13 protein-coding genes and 1 tRNA gene are annotated in these 17,008 nt (G+C 39.7%); 9 read left to right on the top strand and 5 right to left on the bottom strand.

Going from position 1 to position 17,008, the window contains the following annotated elements:
• Nucleotides 1-625: 625 nt before the first annotated feature.
• A complete protein-coding gene (locus PRK60_RS00480) occupies nucleotides 626-1,276 on the top strand; it encodes a L,D-transpeptidase (protein WP_273646106.1) in 651 nt (216 codons plus the stop codon).
• Nucleotides 1,277-1,299: 23 nt separating this feature from the next.
• Nucleotides 1,300-2,535, top strand: a complete 1,236-nt coding sequence (locus PRK60_RS00485; protein ID WP_273646107.1) for a D-alanyl-D-alanine carboxypeptidase family protein — start codon at nucleotides 1,300-1,302, stop codon at nucleotides 2,533-2,535.
• Nucleotides 2,536-2,685: 150 nt separating this feature from the next.
• On the opposite strand, the gene PRK60_RS00490 is transcribed toward PRK60_RS00485, so the two are convergent.
• A complete protein-coding gene (locus PRK60_RS00490) occupies nucleotides 2,686-4,818 on the bottom strand; it encodes an LTA synthase family protein (RefSeq protein ID WP_273646108.1) in 2,133 nt (710 codons plus the stop codon).
• Between the two features lie 127 nt (nucleotides 4,819-4,945).
• Entirely contained in the window at nucleotides 4,946-5,218 is a 273-nt protein-coding gene (locus PRK60_RS00495; protein WP_102168381.1) for a hypothetical protein, read from the bottom strand.
• A gap of 157 nt (nucleotides 5,219-5,375) precedes the next feature.
• Here PRK60_RS00495 and PRK60_RS00500 point away from each other — a divergent pair, with 157 nt between their 5' ends.
• The 3 genes from PRK60_RS00500 to PRK60_RS00510 all read left to right on the top strand — a co-directional run bounded on the left by PRK60_RS00500 (nucleotide 5,376) and on the right by PRK60_RS00510 (nucleotide 8,978).
• Nucleotides 5,376-6,029: a histidine phosphatase family protein gene (locus tag PRK60_RS00500; RefSeq protein ID WP_102168380.1), complete on the top strand. Its 654-nt coding sequence runs from the start codon at nucleotides 5,376-5,378 to the stop codon at nucleotides 6,027-6,029.
• Between the two features lie 401 nt (nucleotides 6,030-6,430).
• On the top strand, nucleotides 6,431-7,852 hold the full coding sequence (locus PRK60_RS00505; protein ID WP_102168379.1) for a basic amino acid/polyamine antiporter: 1,422 nt from the start codon (nucleotides 6,431-6,433) through the stop codon (nucleotides 7,850-7,852).
• Between the two features lie 13 nt (nucleotides 7,853-7,865).
• Nucleotides 7,866-8,978 carry an aminotransferase gene (locus PRK60_RS00510; protein WP_273646110.1) on the top strand — a complete coding sequence of 371 codons (1,113 nt, stop codon included), beginning with the start codon at nucleotides 7,866-7,868 and terminating at the stop codon, nucleotides 8,976-8,978.
• Between the two features lie 98 nt (nucleotides 8,979-9,076).
• On the opposite strand, the gene PRK60_RS00515 is transcribed toward PRK60_RS00510, so the two are convergent.
• Nucleotides 9,077-9,901, bottom strand: coding sequence for a DNA-binding domain-containing protein (locus PRK60_RS00515; protein WP_102168377.1), 825 nt, complete (start codon nucleotides 9,899-9,901; stop codon nucleotides 9,077-9,079).
• Nucleotides 9,902-9,912: 11 nt separating this feature from the next.
• The gene (locus tag PRK60_RS00520) at nucleotides 9,913-11,196 is read right to left on the bottom strand and encodes an ATP-binding protein (RefSeq protein ID WP_273646112.1); all 1,284 of its coding nucleotides are present in this window, start codon (nucleotides 11,194-11,196) and stop codon (nucleotides 9,913-9,915) included.
• 201 nt (nucleotides 11,197-11,397) lie between these two features.
• Here PRK60_RS00520 and PRK60_RS00525 point away from each other — a divergent pair, with 201 nt between their 5' ends.
• Nucleotides 11,398-12,945 carry a YfcC family protein gene (locus PRK60_RS00525; protein ID WP_273646420.1) on the top strand — a complete coding sequence of 516 codons (1,548 nt, stop codon included), beginning with the start codon at nucleotides 11,398-11,400 and terminating at the stop codon, nucleotides 12,943-12,945.
• A gap of 185 nt (nucleotides 12,946-13,130) precedes the next feature.
• On the opposite strand, the gene PRK60_RS00530 is transcribed toward PRK60_RS00525, so the two are convergent.
• Nucleotides 13,131-13,205, bottom strand: a tRNA-His gene (locus tag PRK60_RS00530).
• Between the two features lie 203 nt (nucleotides 13,206-13,408).
• Between PRK60_RS00530 and hdcC the strand changes: the two genes are divergently transcribed.
• From hdcC to hdcB, 3 genes are all read left to right on the top strand, one after another.
• Nucleotides 13,409-14,863: a histidine-histamine antiporter gene (gene hdcC, locus PRK60_RS00535; protein WP_102168374.1), complete on the top strand. Its 1,455-nt coding sequence runs from the start codon at nucleotides 13,409-13,411 to the stop codon at nucleotides 14,861-14,863.
• A gap of 265 nt (nucleotides 14,864-15,128) precedes the next feature.
• Complete coding sequence (gene hdcA / locus PRK60_RS00540) at nucleotides 15,129-16,064, top strand: histidine decarboxylase, pyruvoyl type (protein WP_102168373.1); 936 nt, start codon at nucleotides 15,129-15,131, stop codon at nucleotides 16,062-16,064.
• Between the two features lie 145 nt (nucleotides 16,065-16,209).
• Entirely contained in the window at nucleotides 16,210-16,734 is a 525-nt protein-coding gene (gene hdcB / locus PRK60_RS00545) for a histidine decarboxylase maturation protein HdcB (protein ID WP_102168372.1), read from the top strand.
• Nucleotides 16,735-17,008 lie beyond the last annotated feature (274 nt).

A 17,008-nucleotide genomic window follows, 5' to 3' on the forward strand; every position in this document is an offset into this window, starting at 1 on the left:
AGAGGATGGGAAAAAACGTCAAGTTTTTTCTCATCCTCTATCCATATTTAGCGATCTCCGAATCTATAGAGTCTAATTGCGGGAATCAAGCAGAGCCCTAGTGTCTAGTTACGAACGGAGAACGGTTCTAATCGAACCTCGACTAGCCATACGGACTCTTAAGAAGCTTGATTCCCAGCTTCCTCAATTTTAGGGTCGCTAAAATAGATCAAGAAATAATTTAAAAAGGTAACAGATGTTGAGAATAATCCAAAATTTAAAGAAGATCCCCCATGTGATAATCGCTAATTGAAAATGACACAGATCATAGATGATTACGAGAGAAATAAAGAGGATGTTTCCTCGCAGAATATCCTTTGACCATTTGTGGGTGACAATGTATGTCCAAAGATTGCTAAAAAGACTATTAATACTTTGCATAGGGCTGATCTCCAATTAAATTAAGTTAGCACAAATCACTGCAACGATAAAAAAGAAAATTGCGGTAAGATAGCTAATTTTCAAATTTTGACGCATTTTGTTACCTCGTATTATTCATTAAAAAGACGATTGATTATCTAATAGTCTATAATATAATAGAAATGATTTTATTGGTAGTTGAATTAAAAGGGGTAAGGTAAAATCAATGAAAAAAAGTAGATACGTTATTTATGCGTTATTCTGCCTACTTATTGCTATTTTTGGTGTTCATTCCAGCCTGAAAACTAGTGCAAATGATCAGGGGAGTACGGCAGCTACTACCGTTACAAAAACAGTTGCACAAAAGTCGGCAGCATCTTCTAATTCTAGCAGTCAGATGCGGACACCAATTGATTGGCAAAAGTCTTCTGAAACAAAGGCATATCCTGATTTGAGCAAGGTTAAGCACTTGTGTATTAAGGTCAATTTAAGGACTAACCGCACGTATTTATATGATGGTAATCACGTGATCTACACTATGTATTCAACTGGTGGGATTTATAAAAAAGATCCTAAAACAGGTAAAATGAAAAGTATGACACCAACGGGTACTTTTTATGTTCAACAGGAACGGGGAAATAGTTTTTATAACGCGCGATTAAAGGAAGGCGCTAACTACTATACTTCCTGGTTAAACCATGGAGAATATTTATTCCACAGTGTTCCAACAAATGCAGACGGGTCATATAATAAAAAGGAAGCTGCTAAGTTAGGAAAGTCCACAGGCTCACATGGCTGTATTCGGTTGTCAGTGGCAGACGCTAAATGGATGGAAGAGAATTTACCAGTGGGGACAAAAGTTGAAATAGTTGGTTAAAGGCAACTGATTGGAGAATAAAAATGAAAAAGGTTATTGCTTTTCTTTCGACATTGTTACTGATGATTTGTTGTGTGGTTGCTAGACCACAAACAGCATCTGCTGCTCAGGTGATCGATAGTCGATCTGCAATTATGATCGACGCTGATACGGGGCAGATTATTTATCAACAAAATAGTGAGGAAAAGCTGCCGATTGCTTCAATTAGTAAGCTATTAACGGTAAGTGTGATTGAAGATGAGATTAATCATCACCAGCTTACGTGGAATACCAAAGTAAAGATTAGTAAAAAGATCGCTGATGTTTCTAACGATTCAAACTATTCTGCAATTGGGTTGCAAGCTGGACAATCATACACGGTTCGTGAGCTTTTTAATGCAACTCTGATTAAATCTGCTGATGGGGCGGCCTTGGCATTAGCAACCGCTGATGGAAGCACCATTAAACAGTTTAACGAAAAAATGCAGAAGAAGGCTCGGCAAATAGGAATTACCGATGCCACGATTGTTAATCCAGTTGGGTTGAAGAATGGTGACCTGAAAGGATTAAAGCAAGCGGGAATCAGTAATAACGCTGAAAATTCGATGACTGCACGGGATGTTGCTTTACTGTCGCAGTACTTGGTTAAACACTACCCAAGTGTTCTAAAAGTTACAAGTCAACCTAAAGCTCAGTTTACAATTGCCAAGGGGAAGACAAAGGAAGTTGAAAACCTGAATAAGATGCTTCCTGGTGGTAAATATACCGTTGAGGGTGTGCAAATTGATGGTCTAAAGACCGGGACTTCTGATGCTGCGGGAGCTTGTTTTGCTAGTACAGGAATTTACCAGGGACATCGACTAATTACTGTTGTTCTTCATGCTAACGGTAAGGATAAGGATGCTCGATTTACGCAAACGCAGAAATTGTATCAGTACTTTATTCAAAATGCTCACCAACAAGTGCTAACACTGAATAAAAAGCAATCACAAAAGCGGGTTTCTAATGGTACTAAACGGATGCTAACCGTTGGACCACATTCATTTACGGTATGGCAGATGCAAAAGACTGCCCAGTATACCATTCAGCCTCGTTATTACAAGCACTTAACTAACCATAAAGCAAGGTTGAAGGCACCGGTTAAGAAGGGTGAACGACTTGGAACTATCGCAGTTACTGGCTCTGACATCAGAACCGTTGATAATAAGCCTCTCGCTATTCCGTTACAGAGTACCGAAACAATCAACCGCGGAAACCTTTGGCAGAGAATTTGGAATTAATTAGAGTGTAAGCCGCGACGAATTAGCCACCGAGTACTAGGAAGTTCGGTCGATGATTGGAAGACAATCGAGACTGGACTAATTAGACGGAGGCGGCGGTCGTTATCATCCGGGAGCTCTTTACGGCTTCACGCTCTGCTGGCTCACACTCTATTTGTTATTCCCATCCGGGTTAGTAATTTTAATTCGGTTAGAATCAGTTGAAGAGTGGTTTTGTTCAGGTGCGTCGGTTGAGTAATCATCAACGGTTGAACGATCGCCATTCTTCGAGAAGATACTGGTTGACTTATCTCCTAATTTCTTTTCGATCCGTTTTTCGCGCTTCAAACCATTGGAATAATTGTAGTTCGCAGGGTTAACTTTCTTGAAGCCCTTTGGATGGTAGAAACGAAGAAGGTTCTTTTCGTTTAAGGAATCGGAAAGCGATAATTCGGTATTAACAAGCTTGCGATCTTTCTTTAGCTGTTTCTTTTGCTTTGCAGTTAATTCAGCGATTTTACCAGTCTTATTATCGTAAATTGTTCCGCTAATGCTGGAGAAACGTGGAGTCACGAAATCATGATTACGGAAAGCAACAACCTGACTGTGCTGACTAGAGAAGAGGTCGGTACCAAACTGGATATACCGCTTGGTACTAATCCCAAGAAGGTGAAGCAGGGTCGGTAAGACATCAACCTCGCCACCATATTGGTGATAAATTCCTCCGTGACCGCCAGAGCCAGGGATAACAAACATTAATGGTACTCGCTGAAGTTGAGTATTATCAAAGTCAGTCCAATCATCTGGATTACGATCAAGGGCGGTTGCTAAAGCCTTATTTTCAGAATTCGAAATTCCGTAATGGTCACCATAAATCATGATCACTGAGTTTTTATCTAACCCGGTCTTTTGCAGGTAAGCAAAGAATTCAGCAAGTGATTGATCGAGATAATGGGCTGTCACGAAATAGTTGTCAACAGTAGTGTTGCCGGTATTGGTAGTTTGAAAATTAGGATCCTTATCCTCATCGTCCAAGCTGTATGGGAAGTGGTTAGTAACAGTGATGAACTTGGTATAGAACGGCTGCTGTAAGTTTTGCAAGTAGTTAATGGAGTTCTTAAAAAGCAGCTTATCCTTAAGACCATATCCCGTTGCCTTATCACCAGAAGTATCATAGTAGCTTGCGTCGAAGAAGTATTGGTATCCTAAGTTTTTGTATACGTTGTTCCGGTTCCAGAAACTGGCAACGTTACCGTGAAAGACTGCGCTAGTATAGCCAGCTCGTTGATTTAGAATTGCTGGCGCTCCCTGGAAAGTATTATCACTACCAAGAGTAGCAAAAAGTGACCCTTGAGGAAGCCCAAATGTACTGGTTTCAAGCATATTTTCAGCATCACTGGTCTTTCCTTGACCAACTTGGTGGAAGAAGTTATCGAATGCGTAAGTATCATTGCCATGATATAAGGAGTTTAGGAATGGGGTAACTTCTTGCCCGTTAACTTTTTTATCAATTAAGAATTGTTGGAAACTTTCAAGGTGGATAACAATAACATTGCGTCCCTTAGCGATCCCGTACATTTTGGGATTCGGGGATGCATAATGTTTATCAGTAAACTTTTTAACTTTTAGCAACTCTGATTTTGTGGCACTTTGCCGCATTTTGTTAATATGTTGTGATTTCAAAACATCATACCCGGTAAACGCATCAATTCCAAGATACTTAACAATGTAAGTTCGGTCGAACGTCCGGGTAAGTAATTGTGGTCGGCTCATTTCGGCAAATGAAAGGTTAATGCCAAAAAGAGTTAATGCCATTGAAGTAAACGCAAAGGCTAATTTACTGCTGATAGCACGAGGATCAAAGTGGATCTTGTGCAATAGCATTAGAATGATAATGACGACAATATCAAGCCAATAAAAAAGATCGTGAATGTTGGTGAGGGCTAGTGAACTGCCACTTAGTCCCTGATTAACCTTTGAATAACCAGTCATGGTTGCAATTGTCATAAAGTCAGTAAATTCACGATAATAGATGACGTTTAGGTACAGTAAAAGCGTGTTAGCAATATCTAATCCCATTAGAACTGGGTAGAAAAAGCGGGAGCGCTTAAAGTAAAAGGCAATACTGTAAATTAATGCGGTAATTGGTAACGGATTAATTAGCAGAATCAGGTATTGAAAAATGCCTTCTGCTCCTAATTTAAAGTCAGTAAAGTAAGCAAATAATGTCTTTAACCAAAAAAGGACTACTAGAAGGGTGAAGAACCCGATCCTAGTGTCCACGAATTTGCTTAGTTTTTTCATTAGGAATGTTCCTCGCAATCGAGATTTAATAGTTATTTAGTGCTAGCAAAACTAGCAAATCAATAGCCATTCTATCACAGATCAATCGAGAAACATTTATCTAAGAAAGATTGTTGTCAAAATTTAATTATTTATTTACCTTAACCGGAGCCGGTTCAGGTTCTACTAACCAGTCATGACTGAATAACTTGCGTAACTTCTTGTTGACAGGAATCCAAATTCCAGCACGAAGAATGTCTTTTAAGGATTCAAGCATCGTTTTGTCCTGCCGGTATTCCTTGGTCAATGGAATTACCAATAAGTGGCCTTCTTCCGTCACTACGGTAACTTTTTTGGCACTCATGGCAATGATTTTAGCCGCGACAATGTTAGGTTGAGAAGTAGTTTCTTTTAGTATCATTAATAATCCCTTCCTTCATCTTGGTTTTAAGAATAATGGGAAAATATGAAGAAGCTGTGAAAACGAGAATAAGCAATTTCAAAGAATTGGTTCCGCTTCTAAATCGCTAATGGTAGCGCTATAATTAAGGAGATTACAGAAGAACGGAGGATGGGTCATGACAAAATTAAATATCTACTTAGTACGACATGGTCAAACATATTACAACATTTATAATAAGCTTCAGGGATGGAGTAATTCACCGTTGACTGAAAAGGGAAAGCAAGACGCGAAGAAAGCTGGCGAGCGGCTGAAAGAGATTCACTTTGATGCGGCTTTTTGTAGTGACACAACACGGGCAATGGAAACTATTCAAGAGATTCTCGATTTGAACCAAGCTGATTCCGTGCATTCACCAGTCATTGCCCCATATTTCCGTGAGGAGTTTTATGGTTCTTATGAGGGAACGAATATGGACTTAGCTTGGTATAACGCTGGTGCTCCACATGGTTACAATACGTTTAAGGAAATTGTTCTTGCTAGTTCCATCGGTCAAGCGAAGGATTGGCTGAAGGAAGCCGATCCATTCCACGATGCGGAAAATAATCAGGAATATTGGGAACGAATGAATAAAGGACTTGACTTGATCCGGCATGCTGATCTTCCTGAAGATGCCAACGTTCTGTGGGTAAGCCATGGAAATACCCTCTTAAGCCTTGTTGAAAAATTTGGTGGCGGTAAATACGATGTCACCGTCCGTCCAAAGAACGGTAGCCTCACCACCGCCACCCTCACCGACCACGATTTCAAGATTGAGGAGTATGACAAGTAGAGTGTGAGCCGTGACGAATTAGCAACTGAGCACTAGAAAATCCCGGACGATGATTGTTTACAATCAAGGACGGGATAGCTAGGCGGAAGTTGCGGTCACGGCGAACACGTTTGGTCTATGTTGCAGTAGAAGTAGCGATTTCTCCCGACTGGATGCTGAAACCCTCTACTGCAGGAGGTCGCTAACTCTAGCATTAACGCGAATATCATTAAATACTGGGAGACTAATGACCTGTTAATCTCTCAGTTTATTTGATCCCAGATCCGAATTCAACCAATTTATCAAACCCAATTGAAAGTAATCACCAATCCTGTTATAATTACCGTCAATTAATAAATATTCAGTATTTTGAATAAAAGATATTGGCTATTGCTTGAGGATAGAGATTGGAGTTAATGCTAATGGACGAGAAAAAAGGAATTAATACAACCGAGTTAACGTTGTTGATTATCGGTTCAACAATTGGTTCGGGAGTTTTTGGAATAACAAGTGATTTAGCAACAGCAGCCGCGCCTGGACCGGCGATTCTAGCATGGATTATTGTTGGGATTGGGGTCTTAACGTTAGTATTATCGCTAAATAACCTTTCGCAAAAACGACCAGATCTGGATTCAGGAATCTTCAGTTATGCAGGCGCTGCATTTGGACCACTTGGTGAGTTCATTTCTGGATGGGCGTATTGGCTATCGGCTTGGCTTGGTAACATTGCGTTTGCCACGATTACAATGAGTGCGTTTGGGACATTCTTCCCTAAGGTATTTGCAAATGGTCAAAATCTAGTATCCATTATTGCAGCAATTATTTTAACTTGGATTTTGACACTTTTAGTTAACCGGGGGATTGAATCGGCAGCTTTTATAAATTCAATTGGAACAATATGCAAAATCATTCCGCTAGTTGTATTCGTCATTTGTGTAATTATTGCGTTCAAAGCAAAGATGTTTACGGCAGACTTTTGGGGTAATGTTGCTCAAAACGTTCACGGACTAAAACAAACATCCCTATTTACCCAAGTTCGGTCGTCAATTATTGTTATGATGTGGCTGTTCGTTGGTGTTGAGGGGGCGTCAGTGCTTTCAAGTCGGGCACGAACACGAACCGATGCAGAACGAGCTTCAATTCTCGGTCTTGCTAGTTTGCTAACAATCTACATTGTCGTTTCGATCTTGCCTTATGGGGTAATGACCCGGGCACAGTTAGCTGCTGGTGGTCAACCGGCTCTTGGGGCAATTATGCAACACCTAGTTGGTAGTTGGGGTGCCGCATTGATTAGTATTGGGTTAATCATTTCAGTGCTAGTTTCCTGGCTTTCATGGACGATGCTGCCAGCTGAATCATTGATGTTAATGGCAGATGACCAAACCTTGCCAACCGCTTGGGGAAAGTTAAACAGTAAGAAGGCCCCAACTCGAGCATTAGTCATCACTGGGGTGCTTCAATCAATTTTCCTGTTCTCATTATTATTCACTAATTATGCGTATAATTTTGCATATACTTTATGTACGGCTGCGATTCTGATTTGTTATTTCTTAGTGGGAGTTTACCAAATGGAATATAGCGGTCAAAATAATGAATGGGGTCAGTTTATTATTGGGTTAATCGCAACCTTGTTTGAATTAATGGCAATGATTTTGTCTGGCTGGAAGCAAGTAATGGTAGTTTCTGTCGGCTTTATTCCTGGCTTTATTTTCTACTTGCAGGCATGTAAGGAGTTTAAACACGTTGTTACCACAAAGGAAAAAGTTGTCATGGTTTTAATCGTTCTTTTTGCTGTGGCTTCGTTAGTCTTAATTGGTAACGGTACAATTTCAATTAATAATTAGGAGGCTGTGACTTATGGTAGAAATCGCTCCATTTGGTGTTGAAGCATGGTTGAATAAATGGGAAAAGAGTGCTAAATATGATATTTCCCAGAGTACAATTGCTTCGTTAACAATGCATGAAGTCCTAAACCTTGACGATAATAATGGTCAAGAGTTCTATGAGATGCTGGATCAGCAAAAGATGAACTATGGTTGGATTGAGGGTTCACCTGAATTCAAGCAAGAAGTTGCTAAGCTGTACCAACATGTGGAACCGGAAAATGTGCTACAGACTAATGGGGCAACCGGTGCCAACATCTTAGCTCTATATAGTCTGATTCAACCCAGCGATCATGTTATTGCAGAATACCCTTCATACCAGCAGTTATACGATATCCCTAAGTCACTTGGAGCAGAAGTTGACTTTTGGCATATTCATGAAGAAGCTAACTGGTACCCTGATATTGATGAGCTGAAAAAGTTGATTCGTCCTGATACGAAGATGATTTGCTTAAACAATGCTAATAATCCAACCGGGACAATTTTAGACAAGCAATTCTTAGAGCAGATTGTCGAAATTGCTAAGTCGGTTGGCGCGTATGTTTTGGTAGATGAAGTTTATTTGCCATTAGATGATCCAACAAAGTTTACATCAATTATTGATCTTTATGACAAAGGAATTGCGACTAATTCGCTTTCGAAGACCTATTCAGTACCAGGAATCCGGATTGGCTGGACCGCAACTAATAGTGAACTTGCGGATGTCTTTCGGAAATTCCGTGACTATACAATGATTTGTGGCGGGGTCTTTAATGACTTGCTTGCCACCTACGTTCTTCGTCACCGTGACCAGGTGTTGGCACGTAATCGAAAGCTGGTTCTCGGTAATTTAAAGATTTATCAAGAATGGATTGAAAATGAGGATCGCGCTTCAGTAGTAATGCCCCAAGCGGTTTCAACTTCATTCCCAAAGTTAGATGTTCCAATTGATATTCATACCTTCTGCGAAAACCTGCTAAAGGATGAAGGGGTCTTACTTGTTCCGGGAGATGCCTTTGATACACCTAAGCACGTTCGTTTAGGTTATTGCGCTCCAGAAGATACCTTAAAAGAAGGGCTTAAACGGTTATCAAGTTACTTACATTAGTGGGACTAGTAGAAAGAAGCTTGATTCTCGCGATTAGACTCAGTAAATTTGGAAACTACTGTAATAAAAAAGATCTGGAAATTGTTTTCCAGATCTTTTTATTCTTTACTAACGAGTCCATCCAAGAACTTTTGAATAGAAATTCGACCACCAGAGGGGCGTTTACCTTGCTGATATAGCATTTCACTATGGACACTTTCGTAGCCAAAAAGGAGATTGGAAATATCAGATAATTGCTCATCATAAGGATTATCGATCAACCTATTGGCGATGTTTGCCAAGCCAACCTTAATTGCCCGGCGAATTCGTTGCTCGATTATTCGCCGTTCATGCTCAGAAAGGTCCATCAATTGTTCTAAGTCAAGGTTCCGGTAATTCTCGTTCTGCGCTTCCATTAACGAAGCGATCTTAAGAATATCGCTAGTTCCCTTTTCTGAGGTCATCCCGAGATAGCTAAGGGTAGCAGTTGCTTGGTGATGAGCTTTAACTGATTTTGGTTGCGATCGGGGAGTGAAGTTATTAACCATCTTTGAAATCGAAGATAGCTGAGACGCCATTTGAAGACTTTGCTTAACGTTTTTGAGAACTGCTTGAACCTCGATTAAATTAATTGGTTTGTTAATGAAAAATTCAATTCCGGCCTTATAGGCTTCAGCACGCATTTCGCTGTTCTGAACTTTGGAGATCATGACAAAGCGAATATTTGGTTTCACATCTTTGACTTTTCGGACAAGGTCAACGCCTGATAATTCAGGCATTAAAAGATCGACAAGGACAATATCGACGTCCTTAACCATCAATTCTTGCAATGCGCCAGTTGAAGAACTAGTCATCCCGACAACTTCATCGTTAAAATTTTGCTCAATAATATTCTGCAGAACATAGAGGATTGATTGGTCGTCATCTACAATATAAAATTTCATTTTTGCTCCCCCTAACTAATTAACTTTTGCCGATCTAATGTTACGAAAAATGTTGTCCCGACATTTGGAGTCGAATCAACAGTGATCTTTCCCGCAAATTGTTCTTCTGCAATTGTCTTGACGTTTGAAAGGCCGATTCCCCGATAGATATCCCCAAATTGATCAAACTTAGTCGAAAAACCTGATTTGAAGATCAGTGGGAGAAGATTTTTCGGGATTCCACTTCCGTTATCGGTGACAGAAAAGAAAACGTGACGACTATCAGCAGTTACTTTAATTAGCAGTTCCCCGTTTCGCTTAGTCCCGATCGCATCAATCCCGTTGATGATGAGGTTTGACAGGATGGTAACTAAGTAGAAATGACGCGGGATCGTAATGTCAACGTGATTTTGAACAACGAGGTTAATATGAGCTTGTTTCTCACGGATAATCATTTGTGAATAGTCAACAACGATTTTTAAAATGTCCATCATTGTCATTGGCGCGTTACTCTGATCATCAAAATAATCGCCCAGTCCCTTAATGAGATTTTGGTAGGAATGCTTGATTTCATGAACATTTTGAGCGATTTTATATGCCATTGCCTGCTCCTCAGGAAGACCCTTCTCTTTTAAGTGTTGGTTAAGTTGGTAGGCGTTTTTGGTTACCTGCTCAATCTCGTTAATCGTTTTTTTCATGAAGTAAACCTCACTCTTAACCGCTGATGCGACCAAAATGAAGTGATAATATTGTCGTTCGTGGCTTTCGCTATTCACCGTTAAAAATTGAAAGTAACGAATGGGAAAAGCAATAAGGAAAGCTAATGTCGAGCGAGCAAAGGCAAGAATAAATAGTCCTTGAAGAGTATTAAAGGAGAACGCGCTGAAGTGATTTAAAAAGGCAATCTCGGTCATATTAGCAAAATAGTCACAGATAATAATCGTAAAGTAAAAGGCAACATTATTTTGAAAACTACGGAGCCAATAAATTAAATAATAAAGGAATACGTAGCAGGTAAAAAAGATAATGTCTGCGATAGTATAGGTGAGGGCATTCGATGCCGTTGCGCCATTACTGACCAGTAAAATAAAGCCCCGAAAAACCGGGGAGGCAATGGCAATTGCCAGACCTAATTGAAGCGGGTTTAAGTCCTGGTTGAAGTAGAGAAAGACTGGTAAAAGAAACGCAGAAAGAGCAATTGTATTCCCCGTGGTAAAAGCGCTGGTACCGATTTGAGACGCGAGAGCAACACAAATGGCAGCGATGATAATTCGTTGGTATTTCCGGTAACGTAAAAAGTTGAGATTTTTTAACATGTGAATTCCTTAATTTTATTCATGATTAATTGTGATTATTTTTGATGATCATGGAAAGCGCTTACTAAAATTTTGATTGTAACTGATTAATCAGTTAATAACTGTTAATCATATTAACTACTATTATACAACTATCCGAATAACGGACGGGAGTAGTAGTGGTAAATGCAATTATTTTATTATAGTGAGGAGTTTAGGGTTATGGATGCAACTGCTAATCAGCCAAAGAAAAAATGGAAACTGAAGATGCCTGGCGCCTTCACAATTCTGTTCTTTCTGACGGTCATTTCAGTATTTTTAACATGGTTTGTACCAGCGGGGAGTTATTCTAAACTTTCGTATAGCAATGATCATCTTCAAGTTGTAGCGCCAAGTGGAAAGAAGACGGTTTATCCGGCAACACAGGCGACACTGAAGAAGCTCAACGTAAAAATTGATGTCGATCAGTTCAAATCTGGGGCAATTAGTAAGCCGGTTTCAGTTCCGGGAACCTACAAGCGGCTTAAGCAACACCCAATGAGTCTGTATTCAATTTTTACCAGCATGGTTAACGGGACGATGCAGGCCGTTGATATTATGATCTTTATCTTTGTCCTTGGTGGCCTTATTGGGGTTGTTAAGGCAAGTGGGGCTTTTGAGTCAGGGCTTGAAGCATTGACGAAGAAGTCAAAGGGTAAAGAATTTATTCTTATCTTTATGGTTGCCGTTCTGTTGGCATTTGGGGGAACGCTTTGTGGAATTGAGGAAGAAGCGGTGGCTTTTTACCCAATTTTAGCACCGGTATTTATTGCAATGGGCTATGACTCAATTGTCGTTGTTGGGGCCATCTTCCTGGCTTCGTCAATCGGGACAACTTTCTCAATTATTAACCCATTCCAGGTTGTTATTGCTTCTAATGCCGCCGGAACTCAATTTACCCAGGGGATGACTGGGCGAATTGTTGGTTTTACCGTGGCTGTTATTTGCCTGCTCTTCTACCTCCATTGGTATGCCCGGAAGGTTCAAAAAGATCCATCATTCTCATACACTTATGAGGATAAGGAGAAGTTTGATGAAATGTGGTCAATGGATTCTTCAGAAGAAAAGGATCTTACATTTACAATTAAGAAACGGATTATTTTAATTCTCTTTGCCGCTTCATTTATCATTATGATTTGGGGTGTGATGGCTAAGGGCTGGGCCTTCCCAGAAATGGCATCATCATTCTTATTGATTGCGGTAATTATCATGTTCTTAACATGCTTTGGTCATAAGGATGGGCTTGGTGAATACCAAACAACCGAAGCATTCTCTAACGGTGCCGCCAGCTTAGTTGGGGTATCATTGATTATTGGATTAGCACGGGGAATTAACAACATCTTGAATGATGGTTATATTTCTGATACGATCCTTTACCAATCTTCAGAATTAGTTCGTCATATGTCAGGATCTGTTTTCATCATCATGATGATGCTGATCTTCTTCGTCCTTGGTTTTATTGTGCCATCTTCCTCTGGTTTGGCAGTTCTTGCCATGCCAATCATGGCACCGTTGGCCGATACTGTTCATATTCCACGGTACATCGTCGTTACCGCCTACCAGTTCGGTCAATACGCAATGCTCTTCCTCGCACCAACCGGATTAGTTATGGCAACTCTGCAAATGCTTGACATGAAGTACTCTCACTGGGTTCGCTTCGTCTGGCCAGTCGTTGCCTTTGTCCTCATTTTCGGTGGCGGAATTCTGGTAATGGAAGTGTTGATAGGATAGAGTGTGAGCCCGTTAAGACCTTCCGGTGGCTAACGATTTCTGCGACGAACGGCGTCTTGACGTCGGAGTCGGAGGTCGTTAGCTCGAGGAAGGTTAGGGCGAACACGTTTCTACTCTGTTGTCGAAAACTTTATAATACAAAAAATGCTATCCAGGAATTTCCTGAATAGCATTTTTTATTAAAGGGCGGTATGTGGGATTCGAACCCACGCGTGCCGGACCCACAAACCGGTGTGTTAACCAAACTTCACCAATACCGCCATGAAATAACAGTAACAAGTGTAGCATACTTTTTGAAAAATGAATAATTATGTTTGAGCAGGATCGTGGTTGTTAAGACTATTATTAACTTATGATAGCGGTTAATATTTTATTGAACAATCAATATACAAGTGATATATTGAATTTGAACATTGTGCATATTCCTATTCCTTACAAATACGATGTGAGGGATGTGTACAAAATGGCCGATGGGAATAAACAAGCTGAAAAGATGGGGCTTGTTGGTTTGATTGCACTTTGTGTTAGTGCAATGGTCGGTTCAGGAGTTTTTGACTTACCAAAGAATATGTCGATGGAAGCTGGGGTTACTGCTCAGTTCCTCTCCTGGATTATTACTGGTATTGGTATTTGGTTCATTGCTGAAATGTTTGTTATTTTAAGTGATGTTAAACCAGATTTAACTGCCGGTCTTTATAAATATGCTCAAGTTGGTTTCGGCTCTTTTACCGGATTCTTTAGTGCATGGGCATACTTTGTTTGTGAGTGTGCTGCTAATGCTGCATATGCTGTCTTGGTTATGAGTACCTTAGACTACTTCTTCCCGGGAACCTTTACAGGTGGTAATAACTGGCCATCAGTTATTGGTGCTTCAATTATTACCTGGGCAATAACCGCTCTGGTTCTCCGTGGGGTTGAGGTATCAAGTGGTGTTCAAAAGATTGCTACTGCAATTATGTTAGCAGTTGTTATCGTTTTCCTTGTTTCTGTGCTATTTCACTTTAATATCCATACATTTACCACTAATATGAACGCTACTCACAGTGTTCCATCCGTTAGTGATAAACCAATGGGTAGTGTGATGCATCAGTTAATGAACACAATGATGGTAACCCTGTGGCTCTTTGGAGGAATTGAAGGGGCCGTCGTTATGTCTGGTAAGGCCAAGAATGTTAAGCAGGTTGCTCCTGCGACCGTTATTGGTTTCGTTATTTGTTTAGTGATGTATGCACTTGTCGGGATGCTATCGTTAGGTGCCTATTCATATGGTCAATTAGCAAAGATGACCTCTCCTTCAACTGCCTACATTTTGACTAATATCTGGCATAATAATATTGGTCGTGACGTGATTGCAATTGCATTGTTAGTTGCTGTCTTCTCAAGTTGGATTTCCTGGATTCAAATGTTGGCTGAATTGCCACAACATGCAGCAGCAGAAGATGGTTCTTTCCCACGGGCTTTCGCTAAGGTTTCGAAGAAGGGAGAACCAGTATTTTCAATTATCATTGCGACTGTATTAATTGAAATTATTATTTTAATTGCACACTTTGATGAAAGTGCATATCAAATGCTGTTGACAATTGTTGGGGTTATGACCGTTCCACCTTACTTGTTATCTTCAATGTACTTGATTAAGATTAGTCGTAAGGAAAACGGTGACTTTCCTACAAATACAAAACACCATCGTGGTGCAGGGATGGCAATTGGGATCCTAGCATTCCTGTACATTATTTTTATGGCATATTCTGCAAATATTAAATATACTTTGATTTCATTTATTTTCTACGCTGTTGGTATTCCACTGTATATGTGGGCTCGTCACCAACATGGTAAGAAAATCTTTACTAAGGGTGAATTGATTTTTGCAATAGTTATTTTAGTAGTAGCTATTTATGGGGTCTACGATCTGGTTCACTAACTTTTAAAGATTAAATTTGTGTGCTTAATTAAAAAATAGAAAACAATAATATGGCTGTAAAAGGCGTCAAAATTAAAATTTTGGCGTCTTTTTTCTTTTAAATTTTGAGGTTAATTATTTTAAAAACTGCAATTTTTTCAACAAATTTCCCGTTTCCTATTGACATATATATATATATATATATACTGAGGCTTGTAAGGAATAGGAAGCGCTTTCGTTCGTTGCTATTGTTGTAACTTTTGTTTTAATTAATGGAGGTCTAATTATGTCCGAATTAGATACGAAACTTAATAAGCTTGGCGTTGACCGTATTGCGATTAGTCCATACAAGCAATGGAGTCGTGGTTACATGGAACCAGGAAATCTTGGTAACGGTTATGTAACTGGTTTGAAAGTTGATGCTGGTGTCCGTGACAAGACTGATGATGATGTCTTAGATGGTATTGTTTCATACGACCGTGCCGAAACTAAGAATGCTTACATTGGTCAAATTAACATGACTACTGCTTCATCATTTACTGGTCCTCAGGGTCACTGTATTGGTTATGACCTGTTGAGAAACCCTGAAGTTGATAAAGCTGAACCACTCTTTACTGAAAAGCAATGGGATGGCAGTGAATTACCAATTTACGATGCTAAGCCATTACAAGATGCTTTAGTTGAATACTTTGGTGTAAACGATGATCGTCGTCACTACCCAGCTCCAGGTTCATTCATTGTTTGTGCTAACAAGGGTGTTACTGCAGAACGGCCAATGAATGATTCAGACATGAAGCCTGGTCAAGGATATGGTGTATGGTCAGCAATTGCTCTTTCCTTTGCTAAGGATCCTTCAAAGGACTCCAGTATGTTTATTGAAGATGCTGGTGTTTGGGAAACTCCTAACGAAGACGAACTAATTGAATACCTTAAGGGTCGTCGGAAGGCAATCGCTAAGTCAATTGCAGAGTGTGGTCAAGATGCTAATACTTCATTCAAGAGTTCATGGATCGGCTTTGCTCACACAATGATGGAACCAGGACAAATCGGTAACGCAATTACGGTTGCTCCTTATGTTTCAATGCCAGTTGATTCCATTCCTGGTGGTTCTATCTTGACACCAGATAAGGATATGGAAATCATGGAAGACTTAACCATGCCAGAATGGCTCGACAAGATGGGTTACAAGTCATTAACTGCTAATGGCGCTGTTAAATACTAATAGTAAACAGTATAAGTCTTTTTAGTCAGCTATCTATTAACAGCAGTTTTTAAATTCCCTTCCAGAATGTCTTCTAGTCTTTTTGATGGGAAGAGGGTATTCAATTATATCCCTCTTCCTTTTATCGGTTAGGTTGTGTTGATTTATGACAGATAATTATAACGTAAGTGTTCAGCGGATTGAGAAAGTAGTTCCTGCTTCACTCATTACCAGTGAATTTAAACAAACGATAGAAAAGACAAACGATCGGATGTCACAAGTAATTGTGAATGATAATCATGGCAGTAAAGAAATATTGATGACATCAATCCATAATTTTTATCGGTATGTTAATGGTAAGATTACTTCATTTAAAAAGGATGAAGTTAAGAGTGTGGAATTTATTAAAGGAACTCCACACGGGAAAGTAGTGATTAATTTTCTTGATTCCAGTTGCCTTCAATTAGACGATATTACTAGTGGTCGAGCATTTGATTTTATTCAGGATATTAAGCCACGAGAAATTAACCATGCAGGATATGATAATACGATCCGCGGTGAGTTCCCTCAATTACTTGATCCTGATCATGCTGAAGAAATTGATCGGTTACGACGCTGGATGCAAGATGGACATATTAGTCATTACGAATATGATGATGCTAACCCAGTTTACCCAAAAGCTGGGAAGTAAAACGTGATAAATGCATATTGACAAATTCATATGATCGTTTATCATTTAATTCAAGAGCAGTATTAATTTAATGCTTGTTCTTCAAAAAGATTAGTCGACTAATTCTTTTTATTGATTTGAGAAACATCTTTAATTCACATTTTGCTTATGTGAATACTAAAAATATTTCGTGATGGGGAGCGTTATTACCCCGGCGGGTGGTTATACCATTTACCCGGTGGAACACTTTACCTTGATGGTAAGTGTGAATTAAGGTAGTATATAAAGGCTCTTC

Source organism: Limosilactobacillus portuensis (assembly GCF_028607025.1).
Lineage (GTDB): Bacteria > Bacillota > Bacilli > Lactobacillales > Lactobacillaceae > Limosilactobacillus > Limosilactobacillus portuensis.

Excerpts from the sequence above, each read along its gene's own strand:
- PRK60_RS00485 (WP_273646107.1), top strand. The coding sequence starts at position 1,300 with ATGAAAAAGGTTATTGCTTTTCTTTCGACATTGTTACTGATGATTTGT.
- PRK60_RS00525 (WP_273646420.1), top strand. The coding sequence starts at position 11,398 with ATGGATGCAACTGCTAATCAGCCAAAGAAAAAATGGAAACTGAAGATG.
- hdcA (WP_102168373.1), top strand. The coding sequence starts at position 15,129 with ATGTCCGAATTAGATACGAAACTTAATAAGCTTGGCGTTGACCGTATT.
- PRK60_RS00500 (WP_102168380.1), top strand. The coding sequence starts at position 5,376 with ATGACAAAATTAAATATCTACTTAGTACGACATGGTCAAACATATTAC.
- PRK60_RS00490 (WP_273646108.1), bottom strand. The coding sequence starts at position 4,818 with ATGAAAAAACTAAGCAAATTCGTGGACACTAGGATCGGGTTCTTCACC.
- hdcC (WP_102168374.1), top strand. The coding sequence starts at position 13,409 with ATGGCCGATGGGAATAAACAAGCTGAAAAGATGGGGCTTGTTGGTTTG.
- PRK60_RS00515 (WP_102168377.1), bottom strand. The coding sequence starts at position 9,901 with ATGAAATTTTATATTGTAGATGACGACCAATCAATCCTCTATGTTCTG.
- PRK60_RS00480 (WP_273646106.1), top strand. The coding sequence starts at position 626 with ATGAAAAAAAGTAGATACGTTATTTATGCGTTATTCTGCCTACTTATT.
- hdcB (WP_102168372.1), top strand. The coding sequence starts at position 16,210 with ATGACAGATAATTATAACGTAAGTGTTCAGCGGATTGAGAAAGTAGTT.
- PRK60_RS00520 (WP_273646112.1), bottom strand. The coding sequence starts at position 11,196 with ATGTTAAAAAATCTCAACTTTTTACGTTACCGGAAATACCAACGAATT.
- PRK60_RS00495 (WP_102168381.1), bottom strand. The coding sequence starts at position 5,218 with ATGATACTAAAAGAAACTACTTCTCAACCTAACATTGTCGCGGCTAAA.
- PRK60_RS00510 (WP_273646110.1), top strand. The coding sequence starts at position 7,866 with ATGGTAGAAATCGCTCCATTTGGTGTTGAAGCATGGTTGAATAAATGG.
- PRK60_RS00505 (WP_102168379.1), top strand. The coding sequence starts at position 6,431 with ATGGACGAGAAAAAAGGAATTAATACAACCGAGTTAACGTTGTTGATT.